The 18,341-nt window shown below is 47.8% G+C and carries 12 protein-coding genes, 2 tRNA genes and 3 rRNA genes; 7 read left to right on the top strand and 10 right to left on the bottom strand.

Going from position 1 to position 18,341, the window contains the following annotated elements:
* Positions 1-7 precede the first annotated feature (7 nt).
* From clpB to bamC, 3 genes are all read left to right on the top strand, one after another.
* Positions 8-2,611, top strand: coding sequence for an ATP-dependent chaperone ClpB (clpB, locus tag ABD07_RS10400; protein WP_160818201.1), 2,604 nt, complete (start codon positions 8-10; stop codon positions 2,609-2,611).
* A gap of 135 nt (positions 2,612-2,746) precedes the next feature.
* A complete protein-coding gene (dapA, locus tag ABD07_RS10395; protein WP_108697476.1) occupies positions 2,747-3,634 on the top strand; it encodes a 4-hydroxy-tetrahydrodipicolinate synthase in 888 nt (295 codons plus the stop codon).
* 1 nt (position 3,635) lies between these two features.
* A complete protein-coding gene (gene bamC / locus ABD07_RS10390; protein ID WP_160818200.1) occupies positions 3,636-4,790 on the top strand; it encodes an outer membrane protein assembly factor BamC in 1,155 nt (384 codons plus the stop codon).
* 149 nt (positions 4,791-4,939) lie between these two features.
* Here the strand turns inward: bamC and ABD07_RS10385 are convergent, their stop codons facing one another.
* The 4 genes from ABD07_RS10385 to msrB form a co-directional block, all read right to left on the bottom strand.
* Positions 4,940-5,083, bottom strand: coding sequence for a putative periplasmic lipoprotein (locus ABD07_RS10385; protein ID WP_160818199.1), 144 nt, complete (start codon positions 5,081-5,083; stop codon positions 4,940-4,942).
* A gap of 402 nt (positions 5,084-5,485) precedes the next feature.
* Entirely contained in the window at positions 5,486-5,635 is a 150-nt protein-coding gene (locus ABD07_RS14700; protein WP_164502821.1) for a hypothetical protein, read from the bottom strand.
* Positions 5,636-5,826: 191 nt separating this feature from the next.
* Positions 5,827-6,957, bottom strand: a complete 1,131-nt coding sequence (locus ABD07_RS10380) for a JmjC domain-containing protein (RefSeq protein WP_338040586.1) — start codon at positions 6,955-6,957, stop codon at positions 5,827-5,829.
* A gap of 21 nt (positions 6,958-6,978) precedes the next feature.
* Entirely contained in the window at positions 6,979-7,500 is a 522-nt protein-coding gene (gene msrB / locus ABD07_RS10375; protein WP_160818197.1) for a peptide-methionine (R)-S-oxide reductase MsrB, read from the bottom strand.
* 192 nt (positions 7,501-7,692) lie between these two features.
* Between msrB and ABD07_RS10370 the strand changes: the two genes are divergently transcribed.
* Genes ABD07_RS10370 through rfbD form a run of 4 tightly spaced genes read left to right on the top strand, consistent with a single transcriptional unit; the run spans position 7,693 to position 11,983 of the window.
* Positions 7,693-8,661, top strand: a complete 969-nt coding sequence (locus ABD07_RS10370) for an acetyl-CoA carboxylase carboxyltransferase subunit alpha (RefSeq protein WP_108697472.1) — start codon at positions 7,693-7,695, stop codon at positions 8,659-8,661.
* The gene (gene tilS / locus ABD07_RS10365; RefSeq protein WP_160818196.1) at positions 8,630-9,982 is read left to right on the top strand and encodes a tRNA lysidine(34) synthetase TilS; all 1,353 of its coding nucleotides are present in this window, start codon (positions 8,630-8,632) and stop codon (positions 9,980-9,982) included. The genes ABD07_RS10370 and tilS overlap by 32 nt, the downstream gene beginning before the upstream one ends.
* Positions 9,983-10,028: 46 nt before the next feature.
* A complete protein-coding gene (rfbB, locus tag ABD07_RS10360) occupies positions 10,029-11,087 on the top strand; it encodes a dTDP-glucose 4,6-dehydratase (protein ID WP_160818195.1) in 1,059 nt (352 codons plus the stop codon).
* Positions 11,084-11,983 (top strand): dTDP-4-dehydrorhamnose reductase, encoded by a 900-nt coding sequence (rfbD, locus tag ABD07_RS10355; RefSeq protein WP_160818194.1) that lies wholly within the window; start codon positions 11,084-11,086, stop codon positions 11,981-11,983. The genes rfbB and rfbD overlap by 4 nt, the downstream gene beginning before the upstream one ends.
* 20 nt (positions 11,984-12,003) lie before the next feature.
* Here rfbD and ABD07_RS10350 read toward each other — a convergent pair whose 3' ends face one another.
* The 6 genes from ABD07_RS10350 to ABD07_RS10325 form a co-directional block, all read right to left on the bottom strand.
* Positions 12,004-12,948, bottom strand: coding sequence for a S49 family peptidase (locus ABD07_RS10350; RefSeq protein ID WP_160818193.1), 945 nt, complete (start codon positions 12,946-12,948; stop codon positions 12,004-12,006).
* A 198-nt stretch (positions 12,949-13,146) separates the two neighbouring features.
* Positions 13,147-13,259: ribosomal RNA gene (gene rrf / locus ABD07_RS10345) — 5S ribosomal RNA — on the bottom strand.
* Positions 13,260-13,356: 97 nt separating this feature from the next.
* Positions 13,357-16,287 (bottom strand): 23S ribosomal RNA (locus tag ABD07_RS10340).
* Between the two features lie 238 nt (positions 16,288-16,525).
* Positions 16,526-16,601 (bottom strand) — tRNA-Ala (locus ABD07_RS10335).
* A 6-nt stretch (positions 16,602-16,607) separates the two neighbouring features.
* Positions 16,608-16,684, bottom strand: a tRNA-Ile gene (locus ABD07_RS10330).
* 103 nt (positions 16,685-16,787) lie between these two features.
* Positions 16,788-18,325, bottom strand: a 16S ribosomal RNA gene (locus ABD07_RS10325).
* The 16S, 23S and 5S rRNA genes sit together here with 2 tRNA genes alongside, the layout of an rRNA operon.
* Between the last annotated feature and the right edge of the window lie 16 nt (positions 18,326-18,341).

Here is an 18,341-nt window from a genome sequence, read left to right as displayed (position 1 = left end):
GAATTTAATGCGTTTTGACAAACTAACCACTAAGTTTCAACAAGCCTTCGCGGATGCGCAAAGTATCGCGGTCGGTCAGGATAATCCGGCCATCGAACCGCAGCATCTTCTTTTGGCGTTACTGCAACAAGACGATGGCAGCACCGTTTCTTTATTGCAACGCTCCGGTGTCAATACCACACCGCTGCTGGAGAGCGTCAAACAGAGCGTGCAGCGCCTGCCGAAAGTGGAAAATGCGGGCGGGGAAGTGCATATCTCACGCCCCCTGAATAATTTGCTTAATCTCGCGGATAAGGAAGCGCAAAAACGCAATGATCAATTCATCGCTTCAGAAATGTTCCTGCTGGCCTGTTTGCAGGACAAAGGCGAGATTAGCGCATTACTCAAACAGCATGGCGCCAATGCCGCAGCATTGGAACGCGCCATCAACGCCATCCGTGGCGGCGAACAGGTCAGTAGCGCGGAAGCGGAAAGCAGCCGCGAAGCCTTGAAAAAATACACGCTGGATCTCACCGAGCGCGCGCGTCAAGGCAAACTGGATCCGGTGATCGGGCGCGACGATGAAATCCGCCGGGCAATACAAGTGCTGCAACGGCGCACCAAAAACAACCCGGTGCTGATCGGTGAGCCGGGCGTGGGTAAAACCGCCATCGTTGAGGGCTTGGCGCAGCGCATAATCAACGGGGAAGTGCCGGAAAGCCTGAAAGACAAACGCGTTCTCTCTCTGGATATGGCCGCCCTGCTCGCTGGCGCGAAGTATCGCGGCGAATTTGAAGAACGTCTCAAATCGGTACTGAAAGAACTCGCACAGGATGAAGGAAAAACCATTGTTTTCATCGACGAGCTGCATACCATGGTGGGTGCCGGTAAGGCGGAAGGCGCGATGGACGCCGGTAACATGCTAAAGCCAGCATTGGCGCGCGGAGAATTGCACTGCGTCGGCGCGACCACCCTGGATGAATACCGCAAATACATTGAAAAAGACGCTGCGCTGGAACGGCGCTTCCAGAAAGTGCTGGTGGAAGAACCGAGTGTGGAAGCCACCATTGCAATCCTGCGCGGCTTGCAGGAAAAATACGAAGTGCATCATGGCGTGGATATCACCGACCCCGCCATTGTCGCGGCGGCGGAATTATCCAACCGCTATATCACCGACCGCTTCCTGCCGGACAAGGCGATCGATCTGATCGACGAAGCTGCGGCGCGTATCCGCATGGAAATTGACTCCAAACCGGAAGCGCTGGATAAACTGGACCGGCGTTTGATACAGCTTAAAATTGAACGTGAAGCGATCAAAAAAGAGAAGGACGAAGCTTCGCAAAAACGCCTCCAGCTGCTGGAAGATGAAATAAAACAAAAAGAACGCGAATACGCCGATCTGGCGGAAATCTGGAAAACGGAAAAATTCCAGGTGCAAGGTTCGCAGCAAGTCAAAGAGGAAATGGAAAAAATCAAGCTGGAAATCGAAACGGCCACCCGTAAAGGCGATTGGCAGAAAGTTTCGGAATTGCAGTACGGACGACTGCCGCAACTGGAAGCGCAATTGCAATCGCAACTGAAACAACAGAGTGAAGATACTGATACCGCCACTGCAGCCAGACCTAAACTATTACGCACCCAAGTGGGCGCGGAAGAAATCGCCGAAGTGGTGTCGCGCGCGACCGGTATTCCGGTATCGAAAATGATGCAGGGTGAGCGCGAAAAACTGCTGCTGATGGAACAAAAGCTGCATGACCGCGTGGTCGGGCAGGATGAAGCGGTACGGCTGGTGTCCGACGCCATCCGCCGTTCCCGCGCCGGTCTGTCCGATCCGAACCGGCCGTATGGATCGTTCCTGTTCCTGGGTCCGACCGGTGTGGGCAAGACCGAGTTGTGCAAAGCCTTGGCCGGCTTTCTGTTCGATTCGGAAGATCATTTGATCCGTATCGACATGTCCGAATTCATGGAAAAACACTCGGTTGCGCGCTTGATCGGCGCACCGCCGGGCTATGTCGGCTACGAGGAAGGCGGTTATTTGACCGAACTGGTGCGTAGAAAACCGTACGCGGTCATTCTACTGGATGAAGTGGAAAAAGCGCATCCCGATGTATTCAATGTGTTATTGCAAGTTCTGGATGACGGGCGCATGACCGATGGCCAAGGACGCACGGTTGATTTTAAAAATACCGTCATCGTCATGACATCCAACCTGGGATCGCAAATGATTCAGGAAATGTCGGGTAACGATTATCAAGTTATCAAACAGGCTGTGATGGGTGAGGTAAAAACCTACTTTAGGCCGGAATTCATTAATCGTATCGATGAAGTGGTCGTGTTCCATGCGTTGGATCAGCAGCATATTCGATCCATCGCTAAGATTCAGTTGCAGTATCTTGAAGCCAGATTGGCGAAACTGGAAATGAAACTTGAGGTCAGCGATGCGGCACTGTCGACGATCTCGGAAGTTGGCTTTGATCCGGTATTCGGCGCACGTCCGCTAAAACGCGCGATCCAGACACAAATTGAAAATCCATTGGCTAAGGAGATACTGGAAGGAAAATTTGTTGCAAAAGACACGATTAAGGTTGATCTCAGCGATGACACGATCCGTTTCACCCGTGTGAGCGGATAAGCCGTATGATGTCAATGCGTTCCGAAATGCGATTGGAAACGGGCAGTCAGAAAAAATAGACCGGGAGACGTGGTGAATATACTTACACACAATGAGATTCGGGTAAAATGTATTCTTTTTACCGGATAGATTGTCATGTTTAAAGGTAGCTTGGTTGCTATCGTCACCCCGATGGATGAAGAAGGCGGATTGGATCTCGATCGCTTCCGCACGCTGCTTGATTTCCACATAGACCAGGGTACCGACGGTGTCGTCATCGTTGGTACGACCGGCGAATCCCCGACAGTAGATTTTGAGGAACATCACCTGTTAATGCGTACCGCGGTCGATCATGTGGCCGGACGCATACCGGTGATTGCCGGTACGGGCGCCAACTCAACACGAGAAGCGATCGATTTATCGATTTACGCCAAGAATGCCGGCGTTGATGCCTGCCTCTCGGTCGCGCCTTATTACAATAAACCGACGCAGGAAGGGTTGTATCAACATTTCAAAGCAATCGCCGAGGCCGTTGATATCCCGCACATCTTATATAACGTTCCGGGCCGGACGGTAGCCGATATCCGCAACGATACGGCGTTACGTTTAGCGCAGATTCCCAACATCGTCGGCATTAAAGATGCCACCGGCGATATCGGGCGCGGCTCCGATCTGTTACAACGCGCGCCGTCGGATTTCTTCATTTATAGCGGAGATGATGTCAGCGGACTGGCATTTTTACTGCTGGGCGGGCATGGTGTGATTTCAGTCACGGCCAATGTAGCACCCCGGATGATGCACGACATGTGCGTTGCGGCATTTGCAGGTGACCTCAATACCGCGCGTGCGCTCAATAATAAGCTTTTGCGTTTACACCTCGATCTGTTCGTAGAAGCCAATCCTATCCCGGTAAAATGGGCTGTCGAGCAAATGGGATTGATCGGTCCCGGAATCCGTCTGCCGCTCACACCTTTGTCCAGCCAATACCACCAACTTATTCGCGAAGCAATGCGGTCAGCCAATATCCACGATTTGAAGAGGTAAGATGTCAAAAATGAAATGGCGGAAAGTCACTATACCGTCTCTGGTATTGACGCTTTCATTGGCAAGCACAGGTTGCAAAATGATCGACCTGTTCCCGGAAACTAAAACCATCGATTACAAGTCCGCAGGAAAACTGCCGCCTTTGGAAATTCCGCCCGATCTGATTCAACCGGCTATTGATGAGCGTTACGCAATTCCCGAGGCGAATTCATCCGGCAGCACCACTTTCTCCAGCTACAACAACGAACGCGGCGGACAGCAAAAAACCGCCAGTTCCTCCTTAATACCGCTATCCATTCAGAATGTGCATATTGAACGCGCCGGAACGCAACGCTGGCTGGTGATTCCTCAACCGCCCGAAGCCGTTTGGCCGGTAGTTAAGGAATTCTGGCAAGAACTGGGTTTCTTGATCAAAATGGAAGTCCCCGAAGCCGGTATTATGGAAACCGATTGGGCTGAGAACCGGGCCAAGATTCCGCAAGATATCATTCGTACTTTTCTTTCCACCTTTCTGGACAGTATTTATTCAACTGCTGAACGCGACAAATTCCGTACCCGGCTGGAACGCAACGACACAACCACTGAGGTATATATCAGCCATCGCGGTATGACTGAAGTGCTGGAAGGCGGCAGTCTCAACCGCACAATCTGGCAACCGCGCCCGGCAGATCCCGATTTGGAAGCGGAAATGCTATCCCGCTTGATGATGCGCTTCGGCGTCGAGGAACAAAAGGCAAAACTGGAGCTGACCACCGGCAGAAGTTCGACCTCGGAACGCGCGTTCATCAACTCAGAGGGCACTTCGCTGGTCGTTAACGAAGCATTTGACCGGTCATGGCGGCGAGTCGGCTTAGCACTGGATCGAATTGGCTTTACCGTTGAGGATCGCAATCGAGAGCAAGGCATCTATTTCGTACGTTACGTTAGTCCTGATAAAGACAGCAAGAAAAAAGGCGATGACGAAGGTATTCTCTCCAATATCATGTTCTGGCGCAGCGGAGATAAAGATAGCGCGAAAGCTGCAAAATACCGCATACAGGTGCATAACACCGGCACAAATATCAGTAATGTCACTCTGCTGAATGACGATGGAACAGCCGTAGGCTCTGCCACTGCAAGCCGCATTCTGAAGCTATTGCACGAGCAGCTTAAATAGCAGGAGCAATTCAGACTGGATGAGATTCCTGAGGCGTTAGTTTTGTAGTAGCTCTTCTCTTTTATTAAAGAGCACAAAAAATAGAAACAAATTTACAAATAAAAAACCGCCCTAAGGCGGTTTTTTATTAATCCTTCCAAGCAGAAGAATTATTTTTTACTATCTGCTTCGCCACCACTGATGATTTTTTCGTAGTTTGCTTTTTCAGTTTCAGGCAGTGCTTGGCTAGGTTTTCCACCACATGCTGATAAAGTTACCGATAGTAAAAATGCAGCCAGAAGAGCATATTTCATATGATTTTCCTTATAAAAAGTTCTTAAAGTAAACAACGCAGTATATAACAAATTTAACTTATCTTTCAAGCATGCTACTGAGCCGAAAGTAATCCATTCATATCTGCCATTCAGGTTTTAATCATCCGGACAATAAAAATATCTGAATGATCTCCCGTTTTCTGCAAATCCATTTCCTGTTACTTGAGTACAGCAGTGAGAAAATGGAAACCAGAGATTTTGATTGATGTACAAAAAAACGAATCACCAACAATATCCGGTAAATTTATCTTTTTATAATCAATCATCGAGTCACAAATTCCCTTATCAGAATCTGTGACTCAAGTAGAGTGTTTCTAAGCAGCTTTTTGACGATTACTGCGAAAATATTTTCGCAGTAACTCTGCTACTTGCTAACCCCTTTTATTTTAATCCTTGAGGTTCAGAATCTCTAGGTCCATAAGCGGATGGAGGTGGTTTATCCATTGGATAACCATCAAGACTTTTCTTTCCTTCACAAGCACTTAATGTCAATATAGCAAAAGCGATTACTATCAGTGAAAATCTAAACATTCAATCTCCCATTTTCTTCGTTTTGATTTGCGTGCAATAGGATAATCGAACTCATCCGATTATACAAATTTGATTCAAGAAATTCTGCCTCACCAGATCACATTACTCAATTTATTCAATGTAGTAACAAGTCGTCGCAGAGGAAATTAACCGGCGATTCGATGGAACAAAAACTTTACTTTAGACAGCGCTTAGTTTTTAACTTGAATATAGCCACTGACATACCACTGATAAAGAATTTCCTCAGTTTCTTTGTCCATTCCGCAAGCGGGCGGCAATTCATAATTGTCAGCTAACTCGATCAATGTCTTGTATGCATCAGCGCCGACTTCAACAGTCTCGCCGTTAATAAAGAATTTATCGTTGCTGCTTAACATTCTGCTTTTTAAATCCAGCTGCACTCCATTCTCTTTAATCCGCTTTAGAAAAACACGCAATGACGATGATTTAGCGGGTTGCGCAAAGAAAACATGCGATTTAGGTTCCGAGAGATAAATACCCAGAAAATCCTCGATGTCATCGCGCCCCCAGTTAATCTTCTTCAAGATTGATTTAACCCGGGATTGCATTGCAGTACTGATTTTTGACGGGTGCGATTGCCATTGCAAACCGGGATCGGAATACCAGCCATCCGTTAAAATAGTATCCTGCAAATGAACGAGAAATTGCGTTATCAATTCTTGCTGGCTGGGAGCACGGAAACCAATGGAATATGTCATACAGTCATCCACGGCGATACCGTTATGCGCGTATTTGGGCGGCAAGTAGAGCATATCGCCGGGATTGAGCACCCATTCCTGCTCGGGTTGAAAATTCTTCAAAATCCTGAGCGGCGCATCGGCGATAAATTCATCATCCAGTTGCGCGGATATCTGCCACCGTCTGGAACCCATTCCTTGCAGCAGGAACACGTCATAGGAATCGAAATGCGGCCCGATCCCGCCGCCCTTAGGGGCATAACTCACCATCAAATCGTCCAGCCGGGCGTGCGGTATGAATCGGAACTTTGATAACAAATCGCGCGCCGGAGCAAGAAAATGATTCACATCTTGCACGAGCAATGTCCATTGTTTTTTAGGCAGCTTTGCCAAATCACGGTCACTTAACGGGCCATGCGTGAGATGCCATTTGCCGCTTTTCTGTATCACAAGACGGGATTGCGCATCTTCATCACACGCCAATGCCATCAATTCTTCACGTGTCAATAAGCCATTAAAACCCGGTAAAGCATTTCTTACCAGCAACGGCTGCTTCTGCCAGTAATCACGCAAAAAAATCTTCGGAGTCACATCGCCCAAGGAAATAGTGTTTATTTTATTGATGTTCAATCTCCTGACCATTTCTCAGTTTCTCAATGCCGACAATGATTCTGTTTGCAGCACGAATTTCAGCGCCAATCCGTTATTGCACCAGCGCTCCCCTCTGGGCGGTGGACCATCTTTAAAAACATGCCCTTGATGTCCTCCGCAACGCGCGCAATGATACTCGGTACGCAGAAAAATCAACTGATAATCCGCTTTGGTGCCGACATGCCCGGCAATCGGTTGCGTAAAACTGGGCCAACCGCTTCCGCTTTCATATTTATTCCGGCTCTCAAACAGCGGCAAGTAACAAGCGGCACAAATGAATGTCCCATCCCGCTCTTCGCCATTCAGTTCACTACTGCCGGGCTCTTCGGTTTGTTCCTCAAACAAAATCCGGTAGGCTTCCGGCGCCACTAGTCCGCGCCATGCTTCGTGCGGCTTATTGAGCGGTACAATCGCCGGGTTGATACCCATTGCTGCGAGCCGCAACGGCCACATCAGCGAAACGGCTGGTAACGCGGCCAATACGCTCATTTGTTGCAGAAAATTGCGCCGGTTCATAAAAAATCCTCATGTCATCCAGGCGGCCCATCGGCCCTATTACATCGAAAAAGAATGTCCATTGAACAGACAAGTTTGCATTAAAACGTACAATGCTCAGGTCGAGCTCAACATGATTTTGCTGCATGCGGCGGTGCAGATTTAGCCGCAAATCCTGTATCATTTCGTTTTTAGGATTATATCTTAGCCCACATGAAAATCACTTTTCTGGAATTTGAGCAAAATATCGCCGAATTTGAATCAAAAATTGAGGAATTACGCTTTGCGCAAGATGATTCGGCTTTGGATATCTCTGCTGAAATTGCACGTTTACAAGCAAAAAGCCAATCCCTGACAAAAAATGTATACGCAAAACTGACACCCTGGCAAATCTCGCAAGTCGCGCGCCATCCGCAACGCCCCTATACATTGGACTACATAGAACATCTATTTACCGACTTCGAAGAACTGCATGGCGACCGGAATTTCTCGGATGATCATGCAATAGTCGGTGGTTTGGCGCGATTTAACGGTCAGACCGTTATGGTGATCGGCCATCAGAAAGGGCGTGACACTCGGGAGAAAATCTACCGTAACTTTGGCATGCCGAAACCGGAAGGTTATCGCAAAGCATTGCGCTTGATGCGCTTGGCGGAAAAATTCTCGATCCCGCTGATTACTTTCATCGATACACCCGGAGCATATCCCGGTATTGATGCAGAAGAGCGTGGACAATCCGAAGCCATCGGCAGAAATCTTTATGTTCTGGCAGAGTTAAAAATTCCCATTATCTGCATCGTTATCGGTGAAGGTGGTTCCGGCGGTGCTTTGGCTGTTGCCGTGGGTGATGTGATACACATGCTGCAGTATGCCACCTATTCCGTCATATCGCCGGAAGGCTGTGCTTCCATTTTGTGGAAAAGCGCCGACAAAGCCCCCGAAGCCGCGGAAATCATGGGCATTACGGCCGACCGGCTGAAAGCAATGAATTTGATCGACAGCATCATTACGGAACCGATAGGGGGCGCTCACCGGGATTACCCGGCCATCATGCAATCGGTAAAAGCCGTATTGCAGGAGTCGCTGCGCAAATTTCAAGATCAATCCAGTGAAACGCTTCTGGCAAAACGTCTGGACCGGCTTATGGCATATGGCTCATTCAAGGAAGTCAAAATCGAATAGCCTGCTGGGTGACGCTGAAGCTGTATTACTTGCGCATATAAAACCGGGCAATCATCTTACCATTGCACTGAGCGGCGGTGTCGACTCAGTCGTGCTACTGGATATACTCGCTCAATTATCCCAACAGATACCCTTTACGCTTTCCGCTGTCCATGTGAATCACGGCATCAGCCGCAATGCAGCCGGTTGGAGCCATTTCTGCAGCGATCTCTGCGCAGCTTATGGTGTTCCAATCCAAATCGCTACCCTGCAACTTAAAAAAGAAACCGGAACAAGTCTTGAAGCCATTGCCCGGGAAGAACGTTATCGCATCTTCAGCCGCATGCAAGCGGATTTCGTGGTGGTGGCGCAACACTTGGACGATCAGGCCGAAACACTGTTACTGCAATTATTTCGCGGCGCCGGAATCCGCGGGTTGAGCGCGATGCCGCTGATCAGAAAACAAGATTCCGATGCCGCGCCGCAAATTCTCCGCCCGCTGCTGGAAATTTCCCGTAGCAGAATTGAAGCGTACGCTCAAAAGAATCAATTAACCTGGATCAACGACGAGAGCAATAACGACACCGGTTTCAACCGGAATTTCCTGCGGCACGAGATTCTGCCTTTACTAAAGAAACGCTATCCCAGTTATCCCAAAACACTGCTGCGCACCAGCCGTCACCTGTCCGAAGCGTCGTCACTACTGGACGAACTGGCGGCAATGGATAGTGAAAATTGCGTTGTCTCCGGCTTGCTTCAAGTCGAGCGCATACGCACGCTCAGCTTTCCACGTGCAAAAAATCTCCTGCGCTATATGTTGTCGCAACAGGGTGCAGTACTTCCCAGCACAGCAAAATTGGAAGATATTGTGAATCAGCTTTTATCCGCGGATAGCGATAACCGGCTCCATATCGTTTTTGGCCATAGCGAAATTCGTTGTTTCAAAGGTGCTGTCCATATCCTGCCTAAACAACCTTCACCGCAAAACCCAGAACAATGCGCATGGCAGGGAGAATCGTGTCTAGCGCTGCGGCATCTGAGCGGCAGCATCCGTTTTACGCACGTTAAGGATCAAGGTATCAGTCAACAAAAATTATCAAATGCGCCCGTGACTGTTCGTTCCCGGCAAGGCGGCGAACGTTTTATGCCGGCTTGCAATCGCCCGCGCAGAAGCTTGAAAAACTTACTGCAAGAAGCATCCATTCCGCCCTGGCAACGCAATACCTTACCGTTACTGTTCTGCGGTGAACAACTGGTATGGGTTCCGGGGATCGGCATCGATTGTGAATTTCAAGTAAAATCGGGAGAAACGGGGATTTTACCGCTGTGGGATTCAGCATGAACAAGACCGGAATTCAGATTACTGATTTAATCAACTGGAAAATTGCATGATTTTAGTCACGGGAGGCGCAGGATTTATTGGCAGTAATTTTGTTCTCGATTGGTTGATGCAATCGGATGAACAGATCATCAATCTCGATAAATTGACTTATGCCGGAAATTTGCAAAATCTAGCGCCATTGTCTCAAGATTCGCGGCACATATTTGTAAAAGGCGATATCGGCGATACCCGGTTGGTTTCACAATTGCTGACTCAGTACCAACCGCGCGCAATCATTAATCTGGCTGCTGAAAGCCATGTCGATCGTTCCATTCTCGGACCGGAAGATTTCATTCAAACCAATATTCTGGGTACGTTCCGCTTATTGGAAGCAACACATGCTTATTGGCGCGAGCTGGAATTCTCTGCAAAACAAAGTTTCCGCTTTCTTCATGTTTCAACCGATGAGGTTTACGGTTCATTGAAAAAAACTGATTCCGCATTTACAGAAGCGCATCGCTATGAACCCAATAGCCCCTATTCAGCCAGCAAAGCGGCCAGCGATCATTTAGTGCGCGCCTATCACCACACTTATGGGTTACCCATACTGACCACCAATTGTTCTAACAATTACGGCCCATTCCAGTTTCCGGAAAAATTGATTCCGTTAATGATCGTGAATGCGTTAGCAGGAAAATCCTTACCGGTATATGGTGACGGTCAACAAGTGCGTGACTGGCTCTATGTTACCGATCATTGCAGCGCGATCCGGTGGGCATTGGAGCGCGGCGCTCCTGGAGAAACTTATAATATAGGCGGCTGGAATGAGAAGCCTAATATCGAAATTGTGCATACCATCTGTGACCTGCTGGAAGAATCTTATCCCGGCACAAATTTCCATAACCTCATCACGCACGTTCAGGATCGGCCAGGGCACGACAGGCGCTATGCCATCGATGCGACGAAAATCGAACGCGAACTTGGCTGGAGACCGGTCGAAACCTTTGCTACCGGCATACGTAAAACCATTCAGTGGTACTTGAATAACCGGCAATGGGTAACTGATGTGCAAACCGGTGCTTACCAGGAATGGATAAAAAAACATTACACCGGATTACAGTCATGAAAATTCTATTATTCGGCAAAAATGGCCAGGTAGGATGGGAATTGCAGCGCAGTCTTGCACCGCTGGGCGAATTAATCGCGTTAAGCTCAAGCAGTGAAGAATTTTGCGGTGATTTGGACGATCTCGCCGGTATACAACAAACTATCCGGCAAGTCTCACCCGATATCATCGTCAATGCAGCAGCTTATACCGCGGTCGATAAAGCTGAAAGTGAACCTGAACGAGCTTATGCGCTCAATGCTCAGGCACCTGCTGTTCTGGCACAAGAAGCAAAAAGACTCAATGCATGGCTCATTCATTATTCGACGGATTACGTCTTTAATGGTCGAAGCAGCCAACCCTATTTGGAAACTGATGACTGCGATCCACTTAATGTCTATGGGGAATCTAAATTGGAAGGTGAAAAAAGCATCCGCTCTTCCGGCTGCTTACATTTGATTTTTCGTACCAGTTGGGTCTATGCCGCTTATGGAAATAATTTCATAAAAACGATACTTCACTTGGCACAGCAGCGCGATAAATTGACCATAGTCGACGATCAAATCGGTTCGCCAACCGGAGCAGAGCTAATTGCCGATATCACCGCTCATGCATTACGCATGATTGAGCAAAAACCCAAGGTATCCGGTTTGTATCACTTAACTGCCAGTGGGAACACCTCATGGTATGGCTTTGCTAAATTTATCCTGGAAAATGCAGAACGCGCGAACTACCCACTCAAAATACAATCCATCGCGTTGCAACCGATCGCTAGCAGTGATTTTCCACTGCCTGCAAAACGTCCGTTCAATTCCCGTCTCAATACTGAAAAACTGACAAAAAATTTTGCTCTTGTTTTGCCTTCATGGCAAACCGGAGCAGCGCGAACACTAACAGAGCTGCTCAATAATAAGTAGTTTGAAAATGTATTTTTCTCTTACCGCAATGTTAGTGCATGGTCGGAAAGCATATTAAAAACTATTTGACCAAATCGTTTGCTGAACAAGTCCGACAAACCCTCATGCGGCGTAAAATCAACCAAGTCTTCAGCTTGAATAATTTCGCGCGCGACATATTCGGCATTGCCCATTGCATCGGTAAGTCCTAAATCAATGCTTTTTTGACCCGTCCAGACAATTCCACTGAATATTTCCGGAACATCTTTTAGACGTTCGCCTCGACCCCGTTTTACTACTTGAATGAATTGCTCATGTATTTCACGCAGCAAATGTGTCGCATGCTCCCTTTGTGCAGGATCCAGCGGCGTAAAAGGATCAAGGAAGCTCTTATTCTCACCAGCAGTAAGCAGTCGCCTTTCAACACCCAATTTTTCCAAAGTGCCGGCAAAACCGAAACCATCCATCAATACACCAATTGAACCAATCAAGCTGGCTTTATCAACAAAAATTTTATCAGCAGCTACAGCAACATAGTATCCACCTGATGCACAAACGTCCCCGACTACAGCATAAAGTGGTATATCAGGGTATTTGGCGCGCAGGCGACGTATTTCGTCATTGATATATCCTGCTTGAACCGGACTCCCTCCAGGACTGTTAATGCGTAACACTACACCTTTAGTATTTTTATCTTGAAATGCAGAGCGCAGACTGGCATTAACTTTATCTGCATTGCTCATGCTATCGGGAGTGATCATGCCGCGCAAATCAATCAGAGCGGTATGCTTCTCGGCAATTCTAACTTTGCCGTCTTCAATCCAGCCTAAGGCAACAAACAATAAAATGAAAAGATATAAAAAAGTAATTAGCTTAAAAAATATTCCCCAGCTGCGCGTGCGGCGCTGCTCTCGAAGCGATGCCAGAGCAAGATTTTCAAGTAGCGTTCTTTCCCAATCTTCTTTCTTAACTTCAGATTCACTCATAGCCGTCCACTTAAATCAGAAATGAATATTATTGAAAATATTGCAAATAATTGCAATTTTGATTCAAAGAAAATTCTTGTCGGTTATTATCAGCAACAAGATTATTGAAGAAATTTCGCAGTTTTACGAATCGAGGGAGCAGAAACTAGAAAACCTCTCATCAAATTTAATCTTGATGAGAGGTCTCTAATAAAGAGTGCCTGGCGGTAACCTACTTTCACATGCGAATGCACACTATCATCGGCGCAGCTTCGTTTCACGGTTCTGTTCGGGATGGGAAGAGGTGGGTCCAAAGTGCTATGGCCGCCAAGCGTAACTTGGCACTGAATAACGTTAAATAAACATTATTCAAAAAGGAAAAAGTAAAATGAGTCAGAATATATCAATAGTCTAAATTATCAAAGTTATAGGATCAAGCCTCACGGTCAATTAGTATCGGTTAGCTTAACATATTACTATGCTTCCACACCCGACCTATCAACGTCGTAGTCTTCGACGAACCTTTAGGAGGGTTATACCCTCGGGAAGTCTTATCTTGAGGAGAGTTTCCCGCTTAGATGCTTTCAGCGGTTATCTCGTCCGCACATAGCTACCCGGCGATACGACTGGCGTCATAACCGGTACACCAGAGGTGCGTCCACTCCGGTCCTCTCGTACTAGGAGCAGGTCCTCTCAAACTTCCAACGCCCACGGCAGATAGGGACCAAACTGTCTCACGACGTTTTAAACCCAGCTCACGTACCACTTTAAATGGCGAACAGCCATACCCTTGGGACCGGCTACAGCCCCAGGATGTGATGAGCCGACATCGAGGTGCCAAACTCCCCCGTCGATATGAACTCTTGGGAGGAATCAGCCTGTTATCCCCGGCGTACCTTTTATCCGTTGAGCGATGGCCCTTCCATACAGAACCACCGGATCACTATGACCTGCTTTCGCACCTGCTCGACTTGTCAGTCTCGCAGTTAAGCACGCTTTTGCCATTGCACTATCAGCACGATTTCCGACCGTACCTAGCGTACCTTCGTACTCCTCCGTTACAATTTGGGAGGAGACCGCCCCAGTCAAACTGCCTACCATACACGGTCCCCAATCCAGATAATGGATTTAGGTTAGAACCTCAACAACACCAGGGTGGTATTTCAACGATGGCTCCATGAAATCTAGCGAATTCACTTCAAAGCCTCCCACCTATCCTACACAAGTGTTATCAAAGTCCAATGTAAAGCTACAGTAAAGGTGCACGGGGTCTTTCCGTCTAGCCGCGGGGAGATTGCATCTTCACAAACATTTCAACTTCGCTGAGTCCCAGGAGGAGACAGTGTGGCCATCGTTACGCCATTCGTGCAGGTCGGAACTTACCCGACAAGGAATTTCGCTACCTTAGGACCGTTATAGTTACGGCCGCCGTTTACCGGGGCTTCAATCAAGAGCTTGCACCCCATCATTTAACCTTCCGGCACCGGGCAGGCGTCACACTCTATACGTCCACTTACGTGTTTGCAGAGTGCTATGTTTTTATTAAACAGTCGCAGCCACCAATTCATTGCAACCCTATTCTGCTTCACGCGCAAGGCGCTACACATACAAAGGGCACACCTTTTCCCGAAGTTACGGTGCTATTTTGCCGAGTTCCTTCTCCTGAGTTCTCTCAAGCGCCTTAGAATTCTCATCCTACCCACCTGTGTTGGTTTACGGTACGGTCTCTATTCAACTGAAGCTTAGTGGCTTTTCCTGGAAGCATGGTATCACTCACTTGGCACTCCGAAGAGTGTTGCGTTATCACGCCTCAACTAAGCCATCCGGATTTACCTAAACGGCACGTCTACACGCTTGAACCGGGACATCCAACACCCGGCCGAGTTAACCTTCTTCGTCCCCACATCGCATTGAACAAAGGTACTGGAATATTAACCAGTTTCCCATCAGCTACGCATTTCTGCCTCACCTTAGGGGCCGACTCACCCTGCGCCGATTAACGTTGCACAGGAAACCTTGGGTTTTCGGCGAGGGAGTCTTTCACTCCCTTTATCGCTACTCATGTCAGCATTCGCACTTCCGATACCTCCAGCAGTCTTTACAAACCACCTTCACAGGCTTACGGAACGCTCTCCTACCATTTACATAAAATGTAAATCCCTAGCTTCGGTGCACAATTTGAGCCCCGTTACATCTTCCGCGCAGGACGACTCGATCAGTGAGCTATTACGCTTTCTTTAAAGGATGGCTGCTTCTAAGCCAACCTCCTGACTGTCTATGCCTTCCCACTTCGTTTCCCACTTAATTGTGTCTTGGGGACCTTAGCTGAGGGTCTGGGTTGTTTCCCTTTTGACACCGGACGTTAGCACCCGATGTCTGTCTCCCATGCTCGCACTCTTTGGTATTCGGAGTTTGCAATGGTTTGGTAAGTCTCAATGACCCCCTAGCCATAACAGTGCTCTACCCCCAAAGGTGATACATGAGGCACTACCTAAATAGTTTTCGGAGAGAACCAGCTATTTCCAGATTTGTTTAGCCTTTCACCCCTACCCACAGCTCATCCCCTAATTTTTCAACATTAGTGGGTTCGGACCTCCACGAGGTGTTACCCTCGCTTCATCCTGGCCATGAGTAGATCATCTGGTTTCGGGTCTACACCCAGCAACTATACGCCCTATTAAGACTCGCTTTCGCTGCGCCTCCCCTATTCGGTTAAGCTTGCTACTGAATGTAAGTCGCTGACCCATTATACAAAAGGTACGCAGTCACCCTTACGGGCTCCCACTGTTTGTATGCATGCGGTTTCAGGATCTATTTCACTCCCCTTCCGGGGTTCTTTTCGCCTTTCCCTCACGGTACTGGTTCACTATCGGTCGATTACGAGTATTTAGCCTTAGAGGATGGTCCCCCTATCTTCAAACAGGATTTCACGTGTCCCGCTCTACTTATCTCAATCTTAGTTCTATATTTGAATTTTCGCCTACGGGACTATCACCCACTACGGTTTAACTTTCCAGAAAATTCGACTAATTCAAATATTAAATATTGAAGGCTGATCCCAGTTCGCTCGCCACTACTTTGGGAATCTCGGTTGATTTCTTTTCCTCTGGTTACTTAGATGTTTCAGTTCACCAGGTTCGCCACACTTAGCCTATATATTCAGCTAAGGTTGACTCTTGCTCAATTAATTTTACTCAAATACACATAACAAAACTAATTAAGCAAGAGTCAGGTTTCCCCATTCGGATATCTCCGGATCATAGCTTGTTTGCCAGCTCCCCGAAGCTTTTCGCAGGCTTCCACGTCCTTCATCGCCTGTAATCGCCAAGGCATCCACCACATGCACTTATTCACTTGATCCTATAACTTTAATAACTTAGCTATAGTTTCTATTACTTACTGCACTATCTTTAAGATACAATCTAACCCATAATTTATTTTAAAAATAATCAAAATCTTTGCGATTATTTTATACAAATAAATATTTTACTTTTTCCAAATTTTTAAAGAACAAAATTAATTTCAATAGGCAAGAAACTTATCACACAAGCTCATGATGATAAAAAATAGTTCTCACTAACACTTAAGAACTATAAATTGGTGGAGGTGAACGGGATCGAACCGATGACCCCCTGCTTGCAAAGCAGGTGCTCTCCCAGCTGAGCTACACCCCCTTATGTTGGTGGGTCTGGGTGGATTTGAACCACCGACCCCACGCTTATCAAGCGTGTGCTCTAACCAACTGAGCTACAGACCCTTGATGAGCCCAAATTCCACTCGAACATTAGCACAAGCTTTTGATTTTTAGTCTTGCCTATAAACAATCGATAGGTTGTGAGTACTTAAATGAGATACTCTTGAAAGGAGGTGATCCAGCCGCAGGTTCCCCTACGGCTACCTTGTTACGACTTCACCCCAGTCATGAACCTCACCGTGGCAAGCGCCCTCCTTACGGTTAGACTACCTGCTTCTGGTGAAACCCACTCCCATGGTGTGACGGGCGGTGTGTACAAGACCCGGGAACGTATTCACCGCGACATGCTGATCCGCGATTACTAGCGATTCCAACTTCACGGAGTCGAGTTGCAGACTCCGATCCGGACTACGACGCGCTTTCTGAGATTAGCTCCCCCTCGCGGGTTGGCAACCCTCTGTACGCGCCATTGTATTACGTGTGAAGCCCTACCCATAAGGGCCATGAGGACTTGACGTCATCCCCACCTTCCTCCGGTTTATCACCGGCAGTCTCATTAAAGTGCCCAACTAAATGATGGCAATTAATGACAAGGGTTGCGCTCGTTGCGGGACTTAACCCAACATCTCACGACACGAGCTGACGACAGCCATGCAGCACCTGTGTTCAGATTCCCTTTCGGGCACAAATCCATCTCTGAAAATTTTCTGACATGTCAAGGGTAGGTAAGGTTTTTCGCGTTGCATCGAATTAATCCACATAATCCACCGCTTGTGCGGGTCCCCGTCAATTCCTTTGAGTTTTAATCTTGCGACCGTACTCCCCAGGCGGTCAACTTCACGCGTTAGCTACGTTACCAAGTCTAATAAGACCCGACAACTAGTTGACATAGTTTAGGGCGTGGACTACCAGGGTATCTAATCCTGTTTGCTCCCCACGCTTTCGTGCATGAGCGTCAGTGCTAGCCCAGGAGGTTGCCTTCGCCATCGATGTTCTTCCATATCTCTACGCATTTCACTGCTACACATGGAATTCCACCTCCCTCTGCTGCACTCTAGCTCTGCAGTTTCAAACGCAGTTCCCAGGTTAAGCCCGGGGATTTCACATCTGACTTACAGAACCGCCTGCGCACCCTTTACGCCCAGTAATTCCGATTAACGCTTGCACCCTACGTATTACCGCGGCTGCTGGCACGTAGTTAGCCGGTGCTTCTTCTGTTGATACCGTCATGAATTATGATTATTAGTCACAATTTTTTCTTTTCAACTGAAAGAGCTTTACAACCCGAAGGCCTTCTTCACTCACGCGGCATTGCTGGATCAGGCTTGCGCCCATTGTCCAAAATTCCCCACTGCTGCCTCCCGTAGGAGTCTGGGCCGTGTCTCAGTCCCAGTGTGGCTGGCCGTCCTCTCAGACCAACTACTGATCGTTGCCTTGGTAAGCCATTACCCTACCAACTAGCTAATCAGACATCGGCCGCTCCAAAAGCATAAGGTCTTTCGATCCCCTACTTTTCTCCTCAGAGAATATGCGGTATTAGCACATCTTTCGATGCGTTATCCCCCACTTCAGGACACGTTCCGATGTATTACTCACCCGTCCGCCACTCGCCACCAGATGCAAGCACCCGTGCTGCCGTTCGACTTGCATGTGTAAAGCATGCCGCCAGCGTTCAATCTGAGCCAGGATCAAACTCTTAAGTTTAATTCTGGTAAAACTC

The sequence above is a fragment of the Nitrosomonas oligotropha genome (assembly GCF_009833085.1).
Taxonomy (GTDB): Bacteria; Pseudomonadota; Gammaproteobacteria; order Burkholderiales; family Nitrosomonadaceae; genus Nitrosomonas; species Nitrosomonas oligotropha.
Note: the sequence above shows the minus strand (reverse complement) of the source record. Positions and strands in the feature narration are given on the sequence as shown.